Genomic DNA, 22,910 nt, shown 5'->3' with positions numbered 1-22,910 from the left:
CCACCATGGTTTGAATGGTGGCAATAATCGATGACAGGGGCGGGAATGGCGATTGCATGGCTGGCGCTGTCAATTGCTGATGCGCGTCCATGGCTCGCGGAATGTGGCCGCATCGAGCGGCCGCGCATGCGGGTCGTCGGGCTGGAACAGGCCGCCGATCAGCATATCCTGGATGGCGCCCGTGAAGCCGCCATGCGCGGCGCGGCCCCACTGGCGCCGCGTGTGGGCGAAGACGACGGCGTTTTGTCGCGCTGCCAGTTGCGCCAGCGCAGCCTGCAAGGTGGCGGCCGCTTGCGGCCCCGTGTCCGTGGCAATGGCGCACACCAGGCGCTGGCCGAATTGCAGGGGCTTGCCGGCCCGGCCCAGCAGCGATTCGTTGGCCAGGGCGAGGAACACATCGGGCGCCTGGTCGTCTTTTTCGCAAATGGTCCAGGTGGGGGCCCACGCTTCCAGGGTCACGAAACGGGCTTGCGTCGTGGCCGCCGTGTGCGTCCACTTCGCGTGCGATTTGGCGTCCCAGCCCAGGCGGCCAAAGGAAATCAGCTTGCCCTTGGGATTGTATTGATGGCAGCGCACGCCGGCCTTGCCCCGCGCTTGCGCCATGAGGCCATCGAGGCTGGCGGCAAACGGCGTCCATTGCGCCGCATTCCACAGCGGCGGCGCATCGGGCGCGGCCAGCAGCAGGAATACCTCATAATCACGGGAAAAAAACGCCATGCAGCTTCCTTATGGTTGCAGTTGAGATATGGCCGCCCTCTGGCTGGGACGCAGCAGGTACACGCCATACAGGCACAGGGGCAGCACGGCCAGCAGGGCGATAGTCGGCAGGATGGACGCGCCGTCTTCGGCCGGGTTCGGCAAGGTGGCCGTCACCAGCGCGTAGTCCCACAGTCCATGCACGAGGACCATGGGCCATACCGAGCGGGTGCGCAGGCGGATGGCCGCATAGCCGACGCCCTGCAGGGTGGCGGCGACGGCTTGCCACAGGGCGCCGCTGACGTCGCCCGTGGCCAGCCCGTTGGCCAAGTGGGCCAGGCCGAACAGCGCCGATGACATCAGGACGGCGGGCCAGACGGCGTAGCGGTCCAGCATGCCTTGCAGCAAAATGGCGCGGAACATCAGTTCTTCCGAGATGGCCACCAGCGCCGCATTGCACGCCACGATCAGCAGTACGCGCGGCTGCGGCCAGCCGCCGGCCCAGGCCAGCAGCAACATCAGCAAGGCATACAGCAGCGGCGGCCAGACCAGCCACAGCGTTTTCCATGGCTGCGGCGCGCACAGGCCCGCTTCGTGGCGCCGGTTTGATGCCAACAGCAGCGCCAGTGCGAACATGGCGGCCAGCGCCCACGACAGGCCGATACGGCCGGTGACGGCTGCGCCCGGCAAGGCGTAGCCGGCCGCTTCCAGCCAGCGACCTGCCAGACTCAGGCCCAGCCAGATGGCCAATGCGCCGATGGCGAGCGGCATGGTGAGGTGGATTCTAGGGATCGACATGGTCGGCTTCGGTGTGTGCTGCATCGTTTACTGCGTGCATGAGCGGATCATGAAGTTGCATCTATGATATGGAGAAACATTGCCATAGTACATTAAAAGCAGTGCCGCAAAGTTGCCACATCATTACAATTGCATGGAATAATAAGCATTGTCCGTTTCAACCGTCGATTGGAGTTGCATGGCCTACACGAAAATCCTCACCACTGCACGCCTGATCCTGCGCAAGCCGCAGCCATCCGATGAAGCGGCCCAATTCGCCATGCATGCCGACCCCGAAGTGATGCGCTATTTCAGCGAACCGCCGTGGACCGATGCCAGCCGCGCCACGCGCCAGATTGCCGAAGACAGTGCCGCTTTCGAGAAAGAGGAATTCTTCCGCTTCGCCGTCGAGCTGAAAGCGACGGGCGAATACCTGGGCAGCTGCAGCCTGTTCTCCGAGCACCGCCAGAACCGCCGCGCCGAAATCGGCTACGCGCTGGGCCGTCCGTACTGGGGCCGTGGCTATATGCACGAAGCCTTGTCCGCGCTGCTGGAATTCGCCTTCGTCGAGCGCGACCTGAACCGCCTGGAAGCCGACATCGATCCGCACAACGCCGCTTCGGCCAGCGCCCTGGAACGCCAGGGTTTCAACAAGGAAGGCTTCCTGCCCGAACGCTGGATCGTGGGCGGGCAGGTCAGCGATTCGGCTTTGTACGGTTTGTTAAGGCGCGAATGGGAAGCGCGGCGCAAGGGCGCCGCGTGAGCCACTGCGGGAAGCCGCGATTGCCGCTCATCGATCATTCCCTGGTGACCTTGCGCCACCTGGAGCTTAGCGACGCGCCCGCCTGGTATGCCTATCTGGCCGACCCCGTTGTCGTGGAGCACACGAGCTGGGACTTGCGCAGCATCGACGACTTGCAGTCCAATTTCGATGACTATGCATCGACCCAGCCGTCCTCGCCCATGCGCCTGGCCGTGGTGCTGCGCGACGGTGGCCAACTGGTGGGCACCATCGGCTTGAATGCCATTTCCCCGCAGCACCGCACGGCGGAAATCGCCTACGATCTGTCGCCTGCCGTCTGGGGCCAGGGCGTGGCCACGGCCATCGTGAACGCTGTGGTGGACTGGGGTTTCCAGCGTCTGGGCTTGTTGCGCATCCAGGCGACCGTGCTGGAGAGCAATGCACGTTCGATCCGCGTGCTCGAACGCTGCGCTTTCGAGCGGGAAGGTTATCTGCGCTGCTACCGGCAGATCCGTGGAAAATCCGGCAACTTCTGGCTGTATGCGCGCATTGCCGGCGTTCCATGAACAAGCTTCCCCTGAGCATCCTGCTGGTGGAAGACCACCTGGCCATCGCGCGCCAGGTGCTCGACTTTCTCGATGGCTTGGGCTGGCAGACGGACCATGCTGGCACGGGTGCGCTGGCGGTGCAATTGGCCACGCGCAACAATTATGACGTGGTGCTGCTGGACCTGAACCTGCCCGACATCGATGGCTTGCAAGTGTGCCGCGCCATCAAGGCGGGCGCGCCCAGCAATGTGCCGATTCTGATGCTGACGGCACGCGACGCGTATGAAGACAAGGCACGCGGTTTTCGCGATGGCGCCGACGATTATTTGACCAAGCCCTTCGACTTGCGCGAACTGGCTTTGCGCTGCGAAGCGCTGGCGCGCCGGCAGCAGTTGCACGTGCACCAGGAAATGCGCGTGGGGCCATTCACCTTGCAGACGCGCGCAGGACGCGCCCTGCTTGGCGATGCGGCGCTGCCGCTGACGCAGACGGGCTTTAAAATCTTGCTGCTGCTGTGCCGCGAACATCCGCATGCCGTATCGCGCTCGGCCTTGCTGCAGCAGCTGTGGGGCAGCCAGCCGCCCGACAGCGACGCGCTCAAATCGCACATCTACGCGCTGCGCAAGCAGCTGGAGTTGGCAGGCGCGGCGGGTATGCTGGTGACCATCCCGCAGCTGGGCTACCGCCTTGCCTTCGACTCTGCGGCGTCTCCGTGAGCAAGTCGATCCGCCACCAGCTGTTCGCCGCCCTGGCCGGCTTCACCGTCTTGCTGTGCCTGTGCTACACGGGCCTGGCGCTGGTGATCGCGTATGTGACGGAAGACATGCTGGTGCAGCGCCTGCTCGAGCGCGAAGCGGCGGCCGTCAGCCAGCGCTGGCGCCAGCACGGTGAGCTGACACCGTCTGGCAGCGACCTCATCACGGTTTATGGCGGCTACCTGGCATTGCCTCAAGCGGTACGTGCGCAAGTGCCGCCGTCCGCCCCGCGCGGGGAGGTGTTCACGACGACGGGCCGGCATTATCACGTGCTGGCGCTGGACCACGTTGCCGCTGGCCAGCCGCAGCGCGTGTATTTGCTGGCCGACGTGGCACCCGTGCTGGTGGTGTCGCGCCTGGCGCAGGAAGTGGGCGGTGTCGTCGCTGGCATGGCGCTGGCGCTGATCGCCCTGGCCCTGCTGCTGGCCTACTGGCTGGCGCGGCGTCTCGTGCGGCCCTTGCAGAGACTGGCCCAGGAAGCGCGCCAGCTGGCGCCCGGCAGCGCCGTGCATTTCAGCGCGCGCGATCGCCCCGACGAGATCGGTTTCCTGGCGCGCCGCCTGGAAACCACCTTTGCCGAACTGCAGGCGGTCTTGCAGCGCGAACAGGCATTTACCCGCGACGTCAGCCACGAACTGCGCACGCCGCTGACCTTGATGCACAACACGCTGGCACTGGCGAATGCGCAGCCCCTGGGCGGGCAGGAGCAGGCGCAGCTTCAGCAATCCACGGACGAGATGCGCGCCACCATCGAGGTGCTGTTCGCGCTGGCACGGGCCGAGCAGCTGCCCGGCGAGCTGGTGGAGTTGCGCGGCTGCATCGAGCAATGCCTGCTGCGCCTGCTGGACGACCATCCCTGGGATGCCAGCCTGCTGATCCTGGAGCTGCCCGAGCGGCTGGAGGTGCTCGGCAACGGACAGCTGACGATGTTGCTTATCAATAATTGCCTGGCGAATGCCCTGTTCCATGGCGGCCCGGCCTGCCGCATCAGTATTACGTTTGCGCAAGGCTGCCTGAGCATAGTCAATACCGTGCCGGCGGGCCAGCCACGGCGTGTCCAGGGCTTCGCGCATGGACAGAACCTGCTGTTGCGCCTGGCACAAGCCATGCGCTGGGACATTGCTTTCCATCCCGGCGAGAGGGAGTACCGTGTCGCCATCATGGTGGTGCAATAAAGGCGCCGGATTTCACCGCGATTTCACCTGCGCTTGCCTAAGCTGCAAGCTCTTGATCAACGGAGAAAGCCGCATGAAATTGTTTATCAGCCTGCTGGTGCTGGCCTGCACTTGCCTTCCTGCGCTGGCGCAAGTGACCAGCCTCGTTCACAAAGACGAAAAACGCCGCTACATCGTCTATACGCCTGCCGCTTATCAACGCCAGCCGCAGCAAGCGTTTCCCGTCGTCTTCAATTTCCATGGCGGCGGCATGAGCATGGCGGAACACATGCTGTACACGCAGATGAACAAGGCGGCCGAGCGGCACCGGTTCATTGTTGTGTATCCGCAAGGCATCAAGCAGGACTGGAACGTGGGCTTTGGCATGGATTACCTGGCGGGCACCGATGATGTCGGTTTTACGCAAGCGATGTTGCGTAAACTCAAGCAGGATTACCGCATCGATGACAAGCGCGTGTATGCCACGGGCCTGTCGCGCGGCGGCTTCTTTGCCCTGCGCCTGGCGGCCGAGCTGCCGCAGCAGTTCGCGGCCGTCGCTTCCGTGGGCGCGCCCATGCCCGTGCCCGTCATCAACCACCATACCGTGCCTTCGCCGGTGGGCATGCTGTTGATACAGGGCACGGCCGACCAGGTGGTCTTGTATGGGGGCAAGGATGGCGGCTATCTATCCGCCGAGGACACGTTCGCCTACTGGCGCAAGCAGAACCGCCTCGAAGGCGCCGCACCACCGGCGCGCATGCTGGCCAGCGTGCCAGGTGACGATACGCAAGTGACGCATGTGGAGCAGGGCAATGGCGCGCAGCAGGTGGCCTTGCTCACCGTCAAGGAAGGCGGCCACACGTGGCCCGGCGCCGATGCGTTTAATATTGGCCTGCCCATCGGCAAGACCACGCGCGCCATCGACGCGAATGAGGTGATGTGGGAATTTTTCAGCCGCCATCGCCGTTGACGCCATGCTAGGATGACGGCCATCGCTGCAGTGCTATGCGGCAAATCAGGGGAGGGGGAGCACGGTGGCAATGTCAGAGGCAGGTATCGCGGCCATGGCCGAGGCAATCTTCGCCAAGCCCGGTGCGGCCGTGGCAGAAGTGTATTCGGAGGCGGAACAGGAAACGCTGCATTTTCACTCGCCCGCCGAGCTGTGCGCGTATGCCGCCAGGCTGGAGGCCGAAGGGGCCAGCGAGGTGCTGCTGGCCGTGCATTACCCGGACATGGGCGGACACTTTGCCCCGACCCGTATCGCGCTCGACCCGGCCAAGTGCGGCGGCCTCACGTATCGTTATGTGTGCGAAGGCTGGGGCGTCATCCGCGTGTATCTGCGCTTGTCCAGCGGCAAGGGCCTGGACTCGAACGTGGGCGCCAATTCGCAGAAGCGCGCGGAAAAATGGCAGCGCCACTACCCGGCATTCGGTCCGACCGACGCCTGGCACTGGGACGCCGTGGGCCGCCATGAACGCCGGCTGATCCGCGTGCTGAAGAAGGTCGCCGCGCAAGAAGGCCAGTCATGAAGGACGTAATGCAGATCCACCCCGCCGCCATCTTTTGCCGCTCGCTGGCGCAGCTGTCCGCCATGCTCGACAAGACCGGCACCGCGCCACAGCTGCTGGCGGCGCGCCTGCACCCGGACATGCTGCCCTTCGCCCAGCAGGTGCGCGCGGCCGTGAGCTTTTCGCTGCGCGGCTGCTGCCCGCTGGCGGGCCTGGATGTGGCCGATTTCAGCGCCGCCGCCAGCCTGCAGGAACAGATCGCGCAGACCATGCGCTACCTCCAGGCCATCCCTGCGGAGCGCTTTGACGGGCCGTCAGGCCGTCTCTGCCGCGACCGCGCCGGCTTTGCCGACATCGCGCTGCCAGCCGATGAATACTTGAATTTATACATCCTGCCGAATTTCTATTTTCACTTCGGCATGGCCTATGCGATCGCCCGCAGCAGCGGTGCGGCCATCGGCAAGGGCGATTTCGACGGTTATCACTCTTATGCGCCGGATTTCAGCTTTGAGCGGCCGGCCGCGCCATAGTTCCTACAGCCCCGCATCCTTCCACGCAGACAGCCCGAGCCGCTTCAACAGCCGGCCCGACAGCCCGCAGCTCCAGCAACTGATCTGGATATGCCGGTGACGCGCCGGCCCCTGCGCATGCCAGGCTTGCTCGGCATAATCGAGCAGCGCGTCGCTGAGCGCAGAGGCGTCGGCTGTCGCAGGCAGGCGCGACATCAGTTCGAACACGCCGTGGGTCGTCTCCTTGATCTGCAGCAAACCGGCCAGCAGGGCGCGCAGCACGGCGCCGTCGATGTTGCTGCTCGCTTGCGTGTAGCGTTGTTGCCAGCACAGGCTGCGTTGGGGCCACAAGGCCAGCAGCGCGGGCACGTCGGCGATCTGCAGTTGCCCGATCAGCTCGTCCGCCTCCTGAAACAGGTCGAGGCGCTCGTATTCATCGTCGTCGCTGCACAGCAGTTCATCGAGTTCCTGCAAGTCGCTCATGCCACCACGTTCACGGGCGCGCCCCGCTCGAACGCTTCCACGTTGCCGATCAAGATGTCGGCCAGCTTCTGCATGGCCTCGCCACTGGCCCAGGCCGTGTGCGGCGTGAGGATGAAGTTGGGCAGGCGCAAACGTAAAAGCGGGTTGTCCGGTAGTGGCGGCTCCTTCGATAACACGTCGAAACCGGCGCCGGCGATGACGCCGTTTTTTAACGCGTCGGCCAGCGCAGCTTCATCGACCAGGCCGCCCCGCGCCGTGTTGATCAGCAGCGACGTCGGCTGCATGCGCGCCAGTTCTTGCGCACCGATGATGTTGCGCGTCTTGTCTGTCAGCGGCAGGTGCAGGCTCAGCACGTCGGAAGTGGCCAGCAATTCGTCGAAACTCACCTGCGTCACGCCGTCGTCCTCGATGGGCGAGCGGTTGTGCACCTGCACTTGCATGCCGAAGGCGCGCCCCAGCTGGGCCACGGATTTTCCCAGCGCGCCGTAACCGAGCAAACCCAGGCGGCTGCCGGCCAGGTCGCGGATCGGGTGGCCGAACAGGCAGAAGCGTTCGGATGCCTGCCACAGGCCCGCCTCCACGTCGGCCCGGTAGGCGACCAGCTGGCGGCGCAGGGCCAGCATCAGGGCCAGGGTATGCTCGGGCACGGTGGCGCGCGCATAGTCGCGGATATTCGCCACCACGATGCCCCGTTCGCGGCAGGCGGCCAGGTCGAGGATATCCGTGCCGGTGGCGGCCACGGCGATCATCTTCAGGTCCGGCAACTGGGCCAGCTCGGCTGCGCGCAGCGGCACCTTGTTCGTGATGGCGATGCTGGCGCCTTGCAGGCGGGACACCGTCTGTTCGCTGCCCTTGGTGTGCGCATACTCTTCCCAGCTGTGCGCGAAGGCGGGCGGACGCACAGTGGCGATCAGGCTGTCGCGGTCGAGAAAGACGATGCGGTGCGGGTGCAGGTGCGGCGGTGTGCTTGCTGCGGTCATGGCTGGGCCTCGGTCTGGGCGGCACGCGCGGGAAGATTGCTCTTGCCCTTCAGTTGCGTGGCCGGGTGGTTGGTAAACATGTCGGCGACCCACTCGACAAACACGCGCACCTTGGCGGACAGATGGCGGTTGGGCGGATAGATCACGTGGATGGGCAGCGGGTCGGATTCCCATTCATCGAGCAATTCCACCATTTTGCCCTGTTCCATCAGCGGCGCAAGCATGAAATGCGTCATTTGCACGATGCCCAGGCCCGCCAGGCCGGCCGCCGCGTAGGCGTTCGAGTCGTTCAGGGCGATATGGCTGGGCATGGACATCTGGATGCGTTCGCCCGCGCGCGTGAAATCCCATTCAAAGGTCTTGCCCGTCTTGGCGGAGAAAAAATTCACGCCCCGGTGCTGCGCCAGGTCGTTCGGGTGCTGCGGCGTGCCATACCGCGCCAGATAGCCGGGCGCGGCGCAGGTGATGAAATGCAGCACGCCAACGCGGCGCGCGATCAAGTTCAAATCGCCCAGTTCGCCGCCGCGCACGGCGCAATCGACGCCTTCCTCGATCAGGTCGACGGGCCGGTCGCTGCAGCCGAGCTCCAGCGAGATGTCGGGGTAGCGGGCAAAAAAGTCGGGCAGGGCGGGGATGATCAGTTCGCTGGCCAGGGCCGTGGGCGCATCCACGCGCAGCCGCCCGCTGGGGCTCAAGCGCGTGCGCGACAGCGATTCCTCGGCTTCGCGCACGTCCGACAGGATGCGCACGCAGCGTTCGTAATACGCGGCGCCGTCGGAGGTGATGCTGACGTGGCGCGTGGTGCGGTTGAGCAATTTAACCGACAAGCTCGCTTCCAGCGACTGGATCAGGGTCGACACGGTGGCTTTCGGCAACTGCATGTTTTCCGCCGCGCGCGTAAAGCCGCCCGCATCGACGACTTGGATGAAAACTTCCATGGCTTGCAGCTTGTTCACTTGATTCCTTAGCATGTTATGCACGATTGTTCGTAATCCTGAACAATCAATTCGTCATTGCACTCTTTATCAGATTGTAGATCAAGTCTATAGTTGTTGTACTGCAGCATAAATGTGATTGCCGCAGGAAGGTCAACAGGAGAAAGATCATGGGTCATCGGAATGGACACTTTGCAGTACCCGCGTTGGTTGCGGTTGCGCTCGCTCTGGCCGCGATGGTATCGACGGATGCCTACTCGTTGGCGGCGCAAAGCGAAGCCAGTGCGTATAGCGCCTTGACCCATGAAGTGGGCGGTATCGCCCTGTTGTGCCTGAAAGACACGGTGCGCGATGTTGCGGTGCAGCCGGTGGTGGCGCAATGAGCGTTGCCGACACTGCGGCCGAGCTGGCACCTGGCCAGGCGCTGAAGATACGCGACATCGAGGTGCAGGGCGCGCAGGATGCGCTCGCCGCGCGCGTCTACACGGCCGGCGTGCCGGGCGCCAGGCAATCGAGCCTGATCGTCTTCTTCCACGGTGGCGGCTTCGTCGCCGGCGACCTGGAGGACGCGGACGACTTCCTGCGCTGCCTCGTGCTGAGCAACCCGGACCACGTGGTGCTGGCCGCGAACTACACCTTGGCGAAGGTGCGGCCATTCCCCGCCGCCGTGGAAGACGCGCATGCCGTGTTGCTGTGGGCAAAAAAGCACAAGTCCAAGCTGGGCTGGACGGGCAAGCAGATGGTGGTGTCGGGCATCGAAGCGGGCGCCAACCTGGCCGCCGTGTGCGCCATGATGTCGCGCGACCGGGGCGGACCGCCCCTCGCGGGCCAGGTGCTGATCATGCCCATGCTCGACCCCGGCCTGTCGACGTGCTCGATGCGCAGCTTGCCCAGTTGTCCCGACCTGGCGGAAGTGGCCGACCAGTGCGCCGCCGCCTACCGTGGCTACCTGCCGAATGCCGCTGACCGTACCCATCCGTACGCGTCGCCATTGCAGTCGAGCCGCCTGAAGAACCTGCCGCCAGCCTTGATCTTGTCCAGCGAAGATGATCCATTGCGCGACGAAGCTGAACAATACGGCAGCAAACTGATCGCCTGCGGCATCAAGACCACCGTGCGGCGCATGGCCGCCGCGCCGCTGCAGGATGCAAGCGCACGCAATGAGTGCGCTTGCAAGGTGCAGGTATTGAGTGAGATCGCCAGCTTTGTCGCTGGACTGGGGCAAGAGCCCGAGTCATGAAGCCGCCATCTGCGGCACCGCAAAAAAACTTACACTAACTAGTTTACTTTTTGAGTTTCGGTTGCTACACTATGCAGTGTAGTTCCCATCTTGTCTGCGTTGTGCGCTCGCACAGCCAGCTTCGTCGTCCCCGTCCGCTTTTAACCCGCTGGCGGCCTGTTTACCTTTGATCGAGCGCCGTCGGGCGCCATGGCACCACCATACGCTGCAGTTTCCACTTTTAGCTGGGTTGCTTCCTGCCGCCCATACCATTAGAAATTTTCATAAAACAGGGAAGTAAAATGAAAAACGTTCAACAATTTTCCGCTCTGCTCAAGCCCCTGGCGGCCTCGCTCGCGCTGGCAGGACTGGTGGCCGTGAGCCTGGCCGGCTGCGATTCGGCCAACAGCAAGGTGCCCGACGCGCCAGCAGCCGGCGGCCCGCCCGTCTCGGCCGCTGCCGTCGTTGAAAAACAGATCACGGAAACGCAGGAATTCTCGGGCCGCCTGGAAGCGATCGAGCGAGTGGAAATCCGTTCGAGAGTCGGCGGCTTCATCACCGCCGTCAATTTCAAGCCGGGCAGCGAAGTGAAAAAGGGCGAGGTGCTGTTCGTCATCGATCCGCGTCCGTTCCAGGCCGAAGTGTCGCGCGCCGAAGGCACGGCAGCTTCCGCCCGCGCCAAGGCCGAACTGGCCAAGCTGGAACTGTCGCGCGCTGAAAAACTGCTGGCCGAAAAAGCCATCGCCCAGCGTGAATTCGATGAAAAGGCCTCGGGCCTGAAAGAGCTGGACGCGAACGCCCGCTCGGCGCAAGCCGCGTATGAAGCGGCCAAGCTGAACCTGTCGTACACGCAGGTGCAGGCGCCGATCAGCGGCCGTGTCAGCAAGGCGGAAATCACCGTCGGCAACCTGATCGACGCTTCCGCCATCCTCACTTCGGTGGTGTCGACGGACCGCATCTACGCCAGCTTCGACGGCGATGAAGATACGTATCTGCGCGTGGCCGGCACGGCGCAAAAGGGCACGCCCGTCACCGTCAAGGTGGGCCTGGCCAATGAAACGGGCTTCCCGCACGAAGGCAAGCTGGAATTCGTCGACAACCAGCTCGACCCGGCCACGGGCAGCGTGCGCATGCGCGCCACCTTCGCCAACGCCGAGCGCCAGCTGGTGCCAGGCTTGTTCGCGCGCATCTTGCTCGACGGTGGCAACGGTCCGCAGGCGCAAAGCACGGCGCTGTTGATCAGCGACCGCGCCGTCGGCACGGACCAGAGCCGCAAGTATGTCTACGTGGTGGGCGCTGACAACAAGGCCGAGTACCGCGCCGTCAAGCTGGGCCCGAACTCGGACGGCTTGCGCGTGGTGCGCGAAGGCTTGAAAGCGGGTGAAAAGATCGTCGTCAACGGCTTGCAGCGCGTGCGCCCTGGCGCCCCGGTGACGCCGCAGATGGTGGCCATGGATTTCGATCCGACCGCACCCGTCGCCCCTGCAAAACCTGAAGTAAAAGACGCCAAGATCGCCGCCAAAGCAGCATCGACTTCGAAGGAATAAACATGAATTTTTCCCGCTTTTTCATCGACAAGCCGATTTTCGCGGCGGTGCTGTCGATCGTCATATTCGTGGCCGGGCTGCTGTCGATATTCGGCCTGCCCATCTCCGAGTATCCCGACGTCGTGCCGCCATCGGTGGTGGTGCGCGCGCAATACCCAGGCGCCAACCCGAAAGTGATCGCCGAAACCGTCGCCGCGCCGCTCGAAGAGCAGATCAACGGTGTCGAGAACATGCTCTACATGTCCTCGCAAAACACCTCCGATGGTTCGATGATGCTGACCGTGACCTTCAAGATCGGTACCAACGTGGAGCAGGCCGAGACGCAGGTGCAGAACCGCGTGCAGCGCGCCTTGCCGCGCCTGCCCGAGGAAGTGCGCCAGATCGGCGTGACGACGGTGAAATCGTCGCCGAATCTGACCATGGTGGTGCACCTGGTTTCGCCGAACAAGCGCTATGACGATATGTACCTGCGTAACTACGCGGTGCTGAACGTCAAGGATCAATTGGCCCGCTTACCCGGCATGGGCGACATCCAGATCTTCGGCGCCGGCGACTATGCCATGCGCATCTGGCTCGACCCGCAAAAAGTGGCCGCGCGCGGCATGACGGCGAACGACGTCGTCGATGCCATCCGCGAGCAGAACGTGCAGGTGGCCGCCGGCGTGATCGGCGCCTCGCCAGCGAAGAACTCGGACTTCCAGCTGACCGTCAATACCCAGGGCCGCCTGCAGACGCCCGAGGAATTCGGCGCCATCATCGTGCGCACGAATGCCGACGGCGCCATCACGCAGCTGAAAGACGTGGCGCGCGTGGAAATGGGCGCCAACAGCTACTCGCTGCGTTCGCTGCTGAACAATAATCCGGCCGTTGGCATGGGTATTTTCGAAGCGCCGAATGCCAACGCGCTGCAATTGTCGTCCGACGTACGTTCCAAGATGGAAGAGCTGAAAAAAGACTTCCCGCAAGGCGTGGAATACCGCATCGAGTACGACCCCACGCAGTTCGTGCGCTCGTCCATCGAAGCGGTGATTCATACCCTGCTCGAAGCGATTGCCCTGGTGGTGCTGGTGGTGATCATCTTCCTGCAAACCTGGCGCGCCTCGATCATTCCGCTCTTGGCCGTTCCCGTGTCGATCGTCGGTACCTTTGCCGTGATGCTGGGCTTTGGCTTCTCGATCAACACGCTGTCGCTGTTCGGCCTCGTGCTGGCCATCGGTATCGTCGTCGATGACGCCATCGTGGTGGTGGAAAACGTCGAGCGCAACATCGAGGAAGGCCTCTCTCCGCGCGACGCCACCATCCAGGCCATGAAAGAAGTCAGCGGTCCTATCGTCGCCATCGCCCTGGTGCTGTGCGCCGTGTTCGTGCCGATCGCCTTCGTACCTGGCCTGTCGGGCGAGTTCTACCGCCAGTTCGCGCTGACCATCGCCATTTCGACGGTGATCTCCGCTTTCAGCTCGCTGACGCTGGCGCCGGCCCTGTCGGCCGCCCTGTTGAAGCCGCACGATGCGCCGAAAGACGCACTGACGCGCGGCATGGACATGGTCTTCGGCCGCTTCTTCGCCTGGTTCAACCGCTTCTTCGGCCGCGCTTCGCACCGCTATGAAGCGGGCGTGAAAGGTGTGTTGGGCCGCAAGAGCGCCTCGCTGGGCGTGTATGCGCTGCTGGTCGTCGCCGCCATCTTCACCTTCAAGTCCGTGCCGGCCGGTTTCGTGCCAGCGCAGGACAAGCAATACCTGGTGGGCTTTGCGCAATTGCCTGACGCCGCTTCGCTGGACCGCACGGAAGATGTCGTGCGCCGCATGTCCGACGTCATCAAATCGGTGCCCGGCGTCGAATCGACCATCGCCTTCCCCGGCCTGTCGATCAACGACTTCACCAATGCGCCGAACGCCGGCATCGTCTTCGCCACCTTGAAGCCGTTCGACGAACGCACTACCAAGGAATTGTCGGGCGGTGCCATCGCGGCCGAGATCAACAAGCGCCTGGGCGGCATCCAGGACGCCTTCATCATGGTCTTCCCGCCACCACCGGTCAACGGCCTCGGTACCATCGGCGGCTTCAAGATGATGATCGAAGACCGTGGCAACCTCGGTTACGACGCGCTGTACAACGCCACCCAGGCGCTGGCCGCCAAGGCCTACCAGACGCCGGAACTGGCGGGCGTGTTCTCGGGCTACCAGATCAACGTGCCGCAGCTGTTTGCCGACGTCGACCGCGTGAAAGCCAAGCAGATGGGCGTGCCGCTGGCGACCATCTACCAGACCTTGCAGATCAACCTCGGTTCGCTGTACGTGAATGACTTCAACCAGTTTGGCCGCACCTACCAGGTGCGCGTGCAGGCTGATGCGATGTTCCGTTCGCATGCGCAGGATATCGCGCAGCTGAAGGTGCGCAGTAACAAAGGCGAAATGATCCCGCTGTCGTCGCTGATGCGCGTCAAGGATAGCTATGGTCCTGACCGCGTGCAGCGCTACAACGCCTACGCCGCAGCCGATTTCAACGGCGGCGCCGCCCCTGGCGTATCGAGCGGCCAGGCGCAAGCCGCGCTGGAACGCATCGCCAAGGAAGTGCTGCCGCAAGGGATTTCGTATGAATGGACGGAGCTGACCTACCAGGACATCTTGTCCGGCAATACGATGATCTATGTCTTCCCGCTGTGCGTGCTGCTGGTGTTCCTGGTGCTGGCCGCCCAGTACGAAAGCTGGACCCTGCCGCTGGCCGTGATCCTGATTGTGCCGATGTCGATCCTCTGCGCGCTCCTTGGCGTGAAACTGACCGGCGGCGACAACAATGTGTTCACCCAGATCGCGCTGTTCGTGCTGGTGGGGCTGGCGTCGAAGAATGCGATCCTGATCGTGGAATTTGCCCGCGAACTGGAAGAGCATGGCCGCACTGTCGTGCAAGCGGCGCTGGAAGCGTGCCGTCTGCGTCTGCGTCCGATTCTGATGACGTCGATCGCCTTCATCATGGGCGTGGTGCCCCTGGTGTTCTCGCACGGCGCCGGTTCGGAAATGCGCCATGCGATGGGTGTGGCGGTGTTTGCCGGCATGCTGGGCGTGACCTTCTTCGGCCTGTTCCTGACGCCCGTGTTCTACGTACTGCTGCGCACCCTGGCGCAGCGTTTTGAGAAAAAACCAGCCGCCGCTGTCGCCAAGCCTGTCGCGCCAGCGCTGGACCTGGAAGGAGATATATATTGAAAACCAAGGAAATCATCTGGCGCGTCAAGCCCGTGCTGACCGCCATGGCAGCAGCCGTGCTGCTGGCCGCCTGTGCGGCGCCGGAGTTCAAGCAGCCGCAGATCGAGACGCCGACGGCGTTCAAGGAAGCGCAAGCGCCTGCCGTGCAGACGGCGGCCGACGGCACGCGCTGGAAGCAGGGCGTGCCAGCCGAGCGCCAGGCGCGCGGCGAATGGTGGCTGGCGTTTAACGATCCGGCCTTGACTGGCCTGATCAGCGAAGCCACGCAGGCGAATGCCAACCTGGCGGTGGCCGCCGCCCGCGTCAAGCAGGCGAGGGCGATTGCCGGTATCGCCGAAGCGGACCGCATCCCGCAAGTGGGCGTCAACGTGGGCGGCCAGCGCAACCGCGCTTCCGCCGTGTCGCTCGGCTTGCCGAACGGCGCGCCGGTAGCGGCCACGAATGTCTACCAGGCCAGCCTGACGGCCAGCTACGAAGTCGATCTGTTCGGCCGCGTGGCATCGAACGTCAGCGCCTCGCGCAGCGATGCGCTGGCCGTGGAAGCGACCTACCGTTCCGTGCTGTTGTCGCTGCAGGCTGACGTGGCGCAGACGTATTTCCAGCTGCGCGCCACGGACGCCGAACTGGCGACCCTGGAACAGACGGTGCGCCTGCGCGAAGAAAGCGTGCATGTGAACCAGCGCCGCTATGACCTGGGCGACATCGGCGAATTCGATCTGTCGCGTGCCCGTACGGAGCTGTCGACGGTGCGCGCCGAAGCCATCGGCCTGCAGCGCCAGCGCGCCACCGGCGAGCATGCGCTGGCCGTCCTGCTGGGCAAACCGGCCGCCAGTTTCACGGCGGGCGTCAACCCCTTGCAGGACAGCGGCTTCCTGCCCGTGATCCCGGCGGGCATGCCGTCGTCCCTGCTGGAGCGCCGTCCCGACATCGCCTCGGCGCAGCGCACCATGGAAGCGTCGAATGCGCGCATCGGCGTGGCCAAATCGGCCATGTTCCCCGCGTTGACCCTGAACGCCTCCGGCGGCGGCGCGTCCGATACCTTCTCGGACATCTTCAAGTGGAGCAGCCGCTCCTGGCTGCTGGGCGCCCTGATGTCGATGCCCATCATCGACGGTGGCCGCAACAAGGCGGCCGTGAGCCGCAGCGAAGCGCAGCTGGAAGAGTCGGTGGCAACGTATCGCCAGAGCGTGCTGGTAGCCTTCGCCGAGGTGGAAGACAACCTGGCCGGCCTGCGCATCCTGTCGGGCCAGACGCAGCAGATCGACGAAGCCGTCGTCTCGGCGCGCCGCTCGGCCGACCTGGCGCAAAAGCTGTACGACGCAGGCCGTTCCAGCTACCTCGATCTGCTCGACGCGCAGCGCAACCTGGCGGCCATCGAGCGCAATGCCGTGCAACTGCGCGGCAACCGCGCCGTCACCACGGTGGCGCTGATCCGCGCCCTGGGCGGCGGCTGGGGCGAGACGGAGCCGCAGGTCGCGGCCAACTAGTTTCCTGGCACCGCGGGCTGGATCAATCCGGCCCGCGGCAAGGGATGCATATCGGGAACGGCGTCGTGCGCTTGCACGGCGCCGTTTTTTTGTTTTCAGCCAGTTGAATCCGTTTGCGGACAGACCGCGTAAGTACTCCTGCAATCACGCAAACGCAGTCATTCAGGAGATATCATCATGCGCACCTTCGTTCCCGCAGCACTGTTCTTTACATCCATGCTGGCCGCCAGCGCCCCGTTTGCCGCCGATATGACGACCATGGTCGGTGGCCAGAGCATGTATCCGTCCAAGGACATCGTCGATAACGCCGTCAATTCGGCCGACCACACGACTCTGGTCGCCGCCGTCAAGGCGGCCGGTCTGGTCGATACCCTGAAAGGCAAGGGGCCGTTTACCGTGTTCGCGCCGACGAATGCGGCGTTCGGCAAGCTGCCGGCCGGCACTGTCGAGACCCTGGTCAAACCGGAAAGCAAGGCGACGCTGACGAAAATCCTCACCTACCACGTGGTGCCCGGCAAATACGACTTCAAGGCGCTGGCCAGGGAAATCAAGATGCACGACGGGAAAGCCACCTTGCCCACGGCCAGCGGGGGCAAGCTGATGTTCGCCATGAACGGCATGCACAATATCGTCATGATGGACGAGGGCGGCAACAGCGCCAACATCAGCACCTATGACGTGTACCAGTCGAATGGCGTGATCAATGTGATCGACACGGTGCTGATGCCGAAATAAGCGAACAAAAAAGCGGACGAAAAAAAGACAGGGAAAACCCTGTCTTTTTGGCTTGCGCGGCCGCGATTACTTGGCTGGCGCTGCCGGTACTGCTGGTTCCGCAGGCGCTGCCTTGTCGGCCGGCGCGGCTTTCTTTGCTTTGTGATGCTTGGCTTTCTTGTGCGTCGCCGGCTTGGCTGCCGCCGGTGCTTCGGCCTTGACGACAGGGGCGACGACAGGAATCGGTGCTACTGGCGCGACTGGCGCGACGGCTGGCGTCTGGGCGAAAGCGGCGGTGGCGAACAGGCTGGCGATCAGGGTGGCGATAACTTTTTTCATTTTAAGATCCTAGGTATATGTGGTCAGTCAGGTGTGTCGGAATTACTTGGCTGGAGCTGGTGCAGCGGCGGTGGCCGATGCCAGCTTTTCGTCAGCCTTGGCTTTGGTTTTTTTCGCAGTGTGGTGCGCCTTGGCTTTCGTGGTGGCCGCTTCCGCTTTGGCGCTGGCGACGTCCGTTTTGGCGGCGACGACTGCTTTCGCTTCTTTCGCATCCGCTTTGACGACCGTTTGCGCTTCCTTGGCGTCCGCTTTCACGACGGCCTTGGTATGGGCCGCTTCCACTTTGGCGGGAACCGAGGCTGCTGCGGTAGCATGCGCTGCCGGAGCTGCGGGCGTTTGAGCGAAGGCTGCGGTTGCGAACAGGCCGGCGATCAGGGTAGCAATTACTTTTTTCATGGTGCAGTCCTCGGTGGTGGTTTGTCTGGTATGTCTGTTGGTGACGGGATGATTCCCGTGTCACTGAGCATAAAACGCGCCCCCGGACGCTTGCGTTGACGGTCATTACAAACGCTTACATCTGCGTTGCATCCGCCTTCAGAATGGCTTTGAGGATGTCTTCCGAGCGGCGCTGCCCATAACTCTTGCCATACGCGCTCGAGGCGATGCTGACGACCATGCGGCGCGCGGGGATCACATAGATCTTGTTGCCGCCATTGCCCGAGGCGAAATGCACGGCGATCTTTTGTCCCCCGATGTCCTGCGTCTTCGCGTACCAGAAATAGCCATAGCTGTCGGCGTAGCGGTCCACGGCGCCGATGGCCACGCGCGGCGCCAGCGCGGCCTTGATCCATGCCGCATCGATCACCGGCCGGCCATCGACCACGCCGTCGTCGAGCACCATCTGGCCAATCTTCGCCGTGTCGCGCGCCCGCAGCGACAGATTGCCCTGGCCTTTCGGGTGCCTGGCCACGTCGCGGCCCCAGCTCCAGCGCGTGATGCCCAGCGGTGCGAACAGCACCTTGGCGGCGTAGTCTTCCAGGTCGGCGCCGCTGGCGTTTTCCACCACTCTCCCCGCGATGTAGGAACCCAGCGAGTTGTAGCGATAGGTGCTGCCCGGCTTTGTTGCGGCCGGCACGCCGCGCACGAAGGCGGCGGGATCGGGCGCCGCATCGAGCTTGTCTTCATTGCCCGGCGACTGTTCGTCTTCATCAAAGGCGGCCAGGCCCGAACGCATGGTCAGCAAGTCGTCGAGGGCGACCTTGCCCGCAGGGCTGCCAGCCACTTCGGGCCAATACTCGCCCACCGTTTTTGTTGTCGCCAGTTGGCCCCGTGCCACGGCCGCGCCCAGCAGCAGCGCGGTGATGCTCTTGCCGGCCGAACGGATGTCGTGCAGGGTCTCGGCCGTCTCGCCGTTGTAATAGCGTTCGGCCACGATGGCGCCCTCGCGCAGCACGACGACGGCGCGCAAGTCGCCATGGCTGTCGCGGTCCTGGGCTTGCAGGACTTGTTCCAGGGTTGTGGGGGTGTCTTGCGCATTGGCGGCGCAGGGCAGGCACAGGATGGCAATCAATGACAAGGGCAGGTGGCGCATTGGATAGATTTCGCGGCGATGGTCGGAGTGCCAGTGTGCCTCATGTGCGTCGCTTTGTCGCGCGCAAGCTGGCCTGTTCGATGAAGTTTGCATGAAGGCGCAGTGCAAGAGGCAACATGCAAAAAGGACAGCCGAAGCTGTCCCTGGTAGTGCAGGCGAAGTGGCCACGTTAGCGCAGACCCGGCGGGCGCGCTCCCGTGGCAATGTTCGCGATTACTTCGCTGGTGCGGCAGCAACTGCTGCGTCTGCTTTGGCTGCATCCGCTTTCACTTTGGCTTTGCTGGCCTTGTGATGCGCCTTGGCCTTGGTGGCTTTGGCATCGGCCTTGGCGCTGGCGACATCGGCTTTCGCATCGGCGGCGACAACCGCTTCTTTCGCGTCGGCTTTTACGACAGCCTTGGTTTCCTTGGCTTCAGCCTTGGCCACGGCTTTCGTGTGGGCCGCTTCCGCCTTGGCGGGAACGGAGGCTGCCGGGGCGGCAGGGGTTTGAGCGAAGGCTGCGGTAGCGAACAGGCTGGCGACGAGGGTGGCGATAACTTTTTTCATTTTATTTTCCTGGCGAGTGTAAGTGATGGTGTGTCGAGGATTACTTGGCTGCTGCTGCTGCTGCTGGTGCTGGAGCAGGTGTAGGTGCTGCAGCGGTGGCCGAAGCCAGTTTTGCATCGGCCTTGGCCTTGCTGTGCTTGGCCTTGTGGTGTGCCTTGGCTTTCGTGGTGACTGCTTCCGTTTTGGCGCTGGCCACTTCCGTTTTCGCGGCGACGACGGCTTTCGCTTCTTTGGCATCGGCTTTCACGACGGCTTGCGCTTCCTTGGCGTCGGCTTTCACGACAGCCTTGGTGTGGGCCGCTTCCACTTTCGCAGGCGCTGCCGGGGTGGCAGGGGTTTGGGCGAAGGCTGCGGTAGCGAACAGGCCGGCGATCAGGGTAGCGATTACGTTTTTCATGGTGCAGTCCTCAGTGGTGGTTTGTCTGGTATGTCTGTTGGTGCCGGGATGATTCCCGTGTCACTGAGCATAAAACGCGCCCCCGAACGCTTTCGTTGACGGACCTTACAATCGCTTACACTCCGATCCATGCAGGTGGTACTGATGCTCCGGAGAGGGGACTTCATGCCGTACCGGCACCCGCCCGTCGCATGCCTCCCTGGTGCCGGGACATGGGCGCTAGAATGACGATAAATTCACTCAAACGCCTGCCATGTCCAAGCCTTCTTTCCCTTCCTTTGCCGCGCCGCCCGTACGCCACGATCCGCGCCTGGTACGCCTGTACATGCGGCAGACCCTGCTGCGTATTTACGGCGCAATACTGTTGCCGCTGGCGCCAGTAATGGTGATGATGATGCTGTTGTTGATGTACTTGCCGAAAGGCGGAGCGGTCAGCTGGGTGCAACTGGTGAGTGGTGTTTACATGCTGCTGTTACCTGCGATCGGCACCCGCTCCATGGTGCTTCAGCAGTTGCGCAAGTTCAGCGAAGAAGGCGTTACCTTCAGCGAGGAGTTGATCTGGGCCCGCGTCTCGCGCGAGCTGGCCTCGCCCTTCGATATCTTCACCAGTTTCGACCTGTGCGCGGAAGCGCTTTCCGGTTTGGCCACGGGCCAGGCGCTGGGTCTGGCGGGGCCGCCGGCCTTTGCGCACGATCCGTTCAAACGCATCATCGTGCTGGGAAGATCGCGCCCATTTTTTATTTTCGGTGCCACGGAGGTGCGCCTATGTGCCGAAGAAGGACAAGGCGTGCGCATCCGCGTGCGGCGCATCCTGAGTGCGCAATGCCTGTGCATGCAGACCGGTAGCGCATTGCGCGCCGTGGAAGCGGTAACAACACAATTGCAAGCCAGCCTTGCGCGGCGTCGGCATGCTCAGGATGCCGTGTTGCGCGAACAGGCGGCCGAACGCGAAGCTTTGCAGGCACGCCTGTCTGCCCTGCAGGCACAAGTGGAACCGCATTTCCTGTTCAATACCCTGGCCAATTTGAAATACCTGATGCGCACGGACACGTCCGCGGCACTGGAGATGCTCGACCATCTGATCGGCTATCTGCAGAATGCCTTGCCCGACATGCGCTCGATATCGTCGACACTGGGTCGCGAAATCGATTTAGCGCGCGCCTACCTGTCGCTCATGCAGATACGCATGGGCCAGCGTCTGCGCTTTTTTATCGACGTGCCGGAAGGTCTGCGCGCCTTGCCGATGCCGCCGGCCATGCTCATTTCGCTGGTGGAGAATGCGCTGCGGCATGGATTGCAGGGATTGCCGCATCCAGGTTCGCTGCGTATTGGCGCCGTGCTGCAAAGTGGCACGCTGGAAGTGACTGTCCACGATGACGGCGCTGGTCTGGGTGGTAGCACGGGACATGGCCATGGAGTGGGGCTGTCGAATATCCACGCCCGACTGGCATTATTGTATGGCGATGCGGCCACGCTGCAGGTGCTGCAGGCACAGCCGCGCGGAGTGACGGCCATCGTGCGCTTGCCGGTTTCGTCAGGAGCTATCTGATGCCGCGCGCCTTGATCGTTGAAGATGAGCCGCTGCTGCGCGCGGAGCTGCGCGACCAGTTGCAGTTGCTGTGGCCATCCTTGCAGATTGCGGGCGAGGCAGGCGACGGTATCGCGGCCCTGGCCTTGATCACGGAGCAGCAGCCGGACATCGTTTTTCTCGATATACAGATGCCAGGCTTGAATGGCCTGGAAGTGGCACAGCATCTGCCTGCCCGCTGCCAGGTGGTTTTTGTTACCGCATATGCGGAATACGCGCTGTCGGCGTTCGATGCGGGAGCAGTTGATTATCTGGTTAAACCGCTGGCGACGGCGCGGCTGCTGCAGATGATACGGCGCTTGCAGGCGCGCGGCGCGGCAGCAGCGCCGCCGGCGGCCGCCGTGTGGCAGCAAGTGTTTGCGCCGCCGCCGTCCTACCTGAAATGGATCAAGGCGTCGGCCGGCAATACCTTGCGCCTGCTGCTGGTGAGCGAGATCGATTTTTTCCAATCCGAAGGAAAATACACGCGCGTGGCCAGCGCTGGCGGCGCAAGCTTGATCCGTCTGAGCCTGAAGGAATTGCTGGAGCAACTGGACCCGGCGCAGTTTGTGCAGATCCATCGCAGCAGCATCGTCAACCTGCATGCGATCGAACGCATCGACAAAGATGGTACGGCGATGTATATCCGTCTGAAGGGCGGACATGGCTCACTCTCTGTCAGTGAAGCGTTTGCGCGCCAGTTCCGGCAGATGTAGCGACAGCGCTGTCCATGCACAAAAAGACAGCCGAAGCTGTCTTTTTGAGTGGCGCGGAAAAAGCGCGGAACTGATTATTTGGCTGCTGCTGCGGTCGCTTCAGTTTTGGCTTCGTCAGCCTTGGCCTTGGCTTTTTTCGCTTTATGATGGGCTTTGGCCTTGGTGGCTTTGGCGTCAGCCTTGGCGCTGGCGACATCGGCTTTCGCATCGGCTGCGACGACGGCTTCTTTCGCATCGGCTTTCACGACGGCCTTGGTTTCTTTTGCTTCTGCTTTTGCCACTTCCTTGGTGTGCTTGGCTTCGGCCTTGGCAGGCGCGGCTGGCGTTTGAGCAAAGGCTGCAGTAGCGAACAAGCCGGCGATCAGAGTAGCAGTCAGGTTGACAATGCGTTTTTTCATGATGCAGTTCCTCGAGAAGTGGGTTTGTAGTTCAGGAGATGCATTTCCCCTGTCACTGAGCCAAAAACGCGCCGTGCGGCAATTGCGTTGACACGCTATTACAAATGCTTACACTTGCAGCATGGCCTGTGGCGTCTCCGCACTCTGTTAGCTGGCGTACCG

26 protein-coding genes are annotated in these 22,910 nt (G+C 63.2%); 15 read left to right on the top strand and 11 right to left on the bottom strand.

Annotated elements, in window-relative coordinates; translation table 11 throughout:
* Positions 1-69: 69 nt before the first annotated feature.
* A complete protein-coding gene (locus CNX70_RS19345; RefSeq protein ID WP_096236222.1) occupies positions 70-717 on the bottom strand; it encodes a hypothetical protein in 648 nt (215 codons plus the stop codon).
* 9 nt (positions 718-726) lie between these two features.
* Entirely contained in the window at positions 727-1,494 is a 768-nt protein-coding gene (locus CNX70_RS19340) for a CPBP family intramembrane glutamic endopeptidase (protein WP_157751167.1), read from the bottom strand.
* Positions 1,495-1,672: 178 nt separating this feature from the next.
* Here CNX70_RS19340 and CNX70_RS19335 point away from each other — a divergent pair, with 178 nt between their 5' ends.
* The 7 genes from CNX70_RS19335 to CNX70_RS19305 all read left to right on the top strand — a co-directional run bounded on the left by CNX70_RS19335 (position 1,673) and on the right by CNX70_RS19305 (position 6,710).
* Positions 1,673-2,236, top strand: a complete 564-nt coding sequence (locus CNX70_RS19335; RefSeq protein WP_096236218.1) for a GNAT family N-acetyltransferase — start codon at positions 1,673-1,675, stop codon at positions 2,234-2,236.
* 20 nt (positions 2,237-2,256) lie between these two features.
* The gene (locus tag CNX70_RS19330) at positions 2,257-2,781 is read left to right on the top strand and encodes a GNAT family N-acetyltransferase (protein WP_244198870.1); all 525 of its coding nucleotides are present in this window, start codon (positions 2,257-2,259) and stop codon (positions 2,779-2,781) included.
* A complete protein-coding gene (locus CNX70_RS19325; protein WP_096236214.1) occupies positions 2,778-3,479 on the top strand; it encodes a response regulator transcription factor in 702 nt (233 codons plus the stop codon). Before CNX70_RS19330 ends, CNX70_RS19325 begins: the two co-directional genes overlap by 4 nt.
* On the top strand, positions 3,476-4,693 hold the full coding sequence (locus tag CNX70_RS19320) for a sensor histidine kinase (RefSeq protein WP_096236212.1): 1,218 nt from the start codon (positions 3,476-3,478) through the stop codon (positions 4,691-4,693). Before CNX70_RS19325 ends, CNX70_RS19320 begins: the two co-directional genes overlap by 4 nt.
* 73 nt (positions 4,694-4,766) lie before the next feature.
* Positions 4,767-5,642 (top strand): extracellular catalytic domain type 1 short-chain-length polyhydroxyalkanoate depolymerase, encoded by an 876-nt coding sequence (locus CNX70_RS19315; protein WP_096238564.1) that lies wholly within the window; start codon positions 4,767-4,769, stop codon positions 5,640-5,642.
* A 94-nt stretch (positions 5,643-5,736) separates the two neighbouring features.
* A complete protein-coding gene (locus CNX70_RS19310) occupies positions 5,737-6,201 on the top strand; it encodes a hypothetical protein (protein WP_096236210.1) in 465 nt (154 codons plus the stop codon).
* Positions 6,198-6,710, top strand: coding sequence for a DUF1993 family protein (locus tag CNX70_RS19305; protein WP_244198869.1), 513 nt, complete (start codon positions 6,198-6,200; stop codon positions 6,708-6,710). The genes CNX70_RS19310 and CNX70_RS19305 overlap by 4 nt, the downstream gene beginning before the upstream one ends.
* A gap of 3 nt (positions 6,711-6,713) precedes the next feature.
* On the opposite strand, the gene CNX70_RS19300 is transcribed toward CNX70_RS19305, so the two are convergent.
* The 3 genes from CNX70_RS19300 to CNX70_RS19290 are packed head-to-tail and all read right to left on the bottom strand — an operon-like array spanning position 6,714 to position 9,108.
* On the bottom strand, positions 6,714-7,172 hold the full coding sequence (locus tag CNX70_RS19300; protein ID WP_096236208.1) for a hypothetical protein: 459 nt from the start codon (positions 7,170-7,172) through the stop codon (positions 6,714-6,716).
* Positions 7,169-8,152, bottom strand: coding sequence for a D-2-hydroxyacid dehydrogenase (locus tag CNX70_RS19295; protein ID WP_096236206.1), 984 nt, complete (start codon positions 8,150-8,152; stop codon positions 7,169-7,171). Before CNX70_RS19295 ends, CNX70_RS19300 begins: the two co-directional genes overlap by 4 nt.
* Entirely contained in the window at positions 8,149-9,108 is a 960-nt protein-coding gene (locus tag CNX70_RS19290) for a LysR family transcriptional regulator (protein ID WP_096236204.1), read from the bottom strand. Before CNX70_RS19290 ends, CNX70_RS19295 begins: the two co-directional genes overlap by 4 nt.
* A 149-nt stretch (positions 9,109-9,257) precedes the next feature.
* Between CNX70_RS19290 and CNX70_RS28345 the strand changes: the two genes are divergently transcribed.
* The 6 genes from CNX70_RS28345 (at position 9,258) to CNX70_RS19265 (ending at position 17,275) form a co-directional block, all read left to right on the top strand.
* On the top strand, positions 9,258-9,470 hold the full coding sequence (locus CNX70_RS28345; RefSeq protein ID WP_157751165.1) for a hypothetical protein: 213 nt from the start codon (positions 9,258-9,260) through the stop codon (positions 9,468-9,470).
* Positions 9,467-10,327: an alpha/beta hydrolase gene (locus CNX70_RS19285; protein WP_096236202.1), complete on the top strand. Its 861-nt coding sequence runs from the start codon at positions 9,467-9,469 to the stop codon at positions 10,325-10,327. Before CNX70_RS28345 ends, CNX70_RS19285 begins: the two co-directional genes overlap by 4 nt.
* Before the next feature lie 281 nt (positions 10,328-10,608).
* Positions 10,609-11,853, top strand: coding sequence for an efflux RND transporter periplasmic adaptor subunit (locus CNX70_RS19280; RefSeq protein WP_096236200.1), 1,245 nt, complete (start codon positions 10,609-10,611; stop codon positions 11,851-11,853).
* Between the two features lie 2 nt (positions 11,854-11,855).
* A complete protein-coding gene (locus CNX70_RS19275) occupies positions 11,856-15,053 on the top strand; it encodes an efflux RND transporter permease subunit (protein WP_096236198.1) in 3,198 nt (1,065 codons plus the stop codon).
* A gap of 44 nt (positions 15,054-15,097) precedes the next feature.
* The gene (locus tag CNX70_RS19270) at positions 15,098-16,540 is read left to right on the top strand and encodes an efflux transporter outer membrane subunit (protein ID WP_096238562.1); all 1,443 of its coding nucleotides are present in this window, start codon (positions 15,098-15,100) and stop codon (positions 16,538-16,540) included.
* A gap of 177 nt (positions 16,541-16,717) precedes the next feature.
* Positions 16,718-17,275: a fasciclin domain-containing protein gene (locus tag CNX70_RS19265; protein ID WP_208624445.1), complete on the top strand. Its 558-nt coding sequence runs from the start codon at positions 16,718-16,720 to the stop codon at positions 17,273-17,275.
* Positions 17,276-17,341: 66 nt separating this feature from the next.
* Here the strand turns inward: CNX70_RS19265 and CNX70_RS19260 are convergent, their stop codons facing one another.
* The 5 genes from CNX70_RS19260 to CNX70_RS19240 form a co-directional block, all read right to left on the bottom strand.
* Positions 17,342-17,593: a hypothetical protein gene (locus tag CNX70_RS19260; RefSeq protein ID WP_096236196.1), complete on the bottom strand. Its 252-nt coding sequence runs from the start codon at positions 17,591-17,593 to the stop codon at positions 17,342-17,344.
* Between the two features lie 42 nt (positions 17,594-17,635).
* Positions 17,636-17,989 (bottom strand): hypothetical protein, encoded by a 354-nt coding sequence (locus tag CNX70_RS19255; RefSeq protein WP_096236194.1) that lies wholly within the window; start codon positions 17,987-17,989, stop codon positions 17,636-17,638.
* A gap of 115 nt (positions 17,990-18,104) precedes the next feature.
* Positions 18,105-19,124 (bottom strand): serine hydrolase domain-containing protein, encoded by a 1,020-nt coding sequence (locus CNX70_RS19250; protein ID WP_157751163.1) that lies wholly within the window; start codon positions 19,122-19,124, stop codon positions 18,105-18,107.
* A 213-nt stretch (positions 19,125-19,337) separates the two neighbouring features.
* Positions 19,338-19,670, bottom strand: a complete 333-nt coding sequence (locus tag CNX70_RS19245) for a hypothetical protein (RefSeq protein ID WP_096236190.1) — start codon at positions 19,668-19,670, stop codon at positions 19,338-19,340.
* 40 nt (positions 19,671-19,710) lie between these two features.
* Positions 19,711-20,067: a hypothetical protein gene (locus tag CNX70_RS19240; RefSeq protein WP_096236188.1), complete on the bottom strand. Its 357-nt coding sequence runs from the start codon at positions 20,065-20,067 to the stop codon at positions 19,711-19,713.
* 253 nt (positions 20,068-20,320) lie between these two features.
* Here CNX70_RS19240 and CNX70_RS19235 point away from each other — a divergent pair, with 253 nt between their 5' ends.
* Together CNX70_RS19235 and CNX70_RS19230 are read left to right on the top strand one after the other, a co-directional pair.
* Complete coding sequence (locus tag CNX70_RS19235; protein WP_096236186.1) at positions 20,321-21,616, top strand: sensor histidine kinase; 1,296 nt, start codon at positions 20,321-20,323, stop codon at positions 21,614-21,616.
* Entirely contained in the window at positions 21,616-22,350 is a 735-nt protein-coding gene (locus CNX70_RS19230) for a LytR/AlgR family response regulator transcription factor (RefSeq protein ID WP_096236184.1), read from the top strand. Before CNX70_RS19235 ends, CNX70_RS19230 begins: the two co-directional genes overlap by 1 nt.
* 74 nt (positions 22,351-22,424) lie before the next feature.
* On the opposite strand, the gene CNX70_RS19225 is transcribed toward CNX70_RS19230, so the two are convergent.
* Positions 22,425-22,748 (bottom strand): hypothetical protein, encoded by a 324-nt coding sequence (locus CNX70_RS19225; RefSeq protein ID WP_096236182.1) that lies wholly within the window; start codon positions 22,746-22,748, stop codon positions 22,425-22,427.
* Positions 22,749-22,910 lie beyond the last annotated feature (162 nt).

The sequence above is a fragment of the Janthinobacterium svalbardense genome, from assembly GCF_002327145.1.
In the GTDB taxonomy this organism is placed as follows: Bacteria; Pseudomonadota; Gammaproteobacteria; order Burkholderiales; family Burkholderiaceae_D; genus Janthinobacterium; species Janthinobacterium tructae.
The sequence above is the reverse complement of the archived record's forward strand: the minus strand, read 5'-3'. Positions and strand labels throughout refer to the sequence as shown.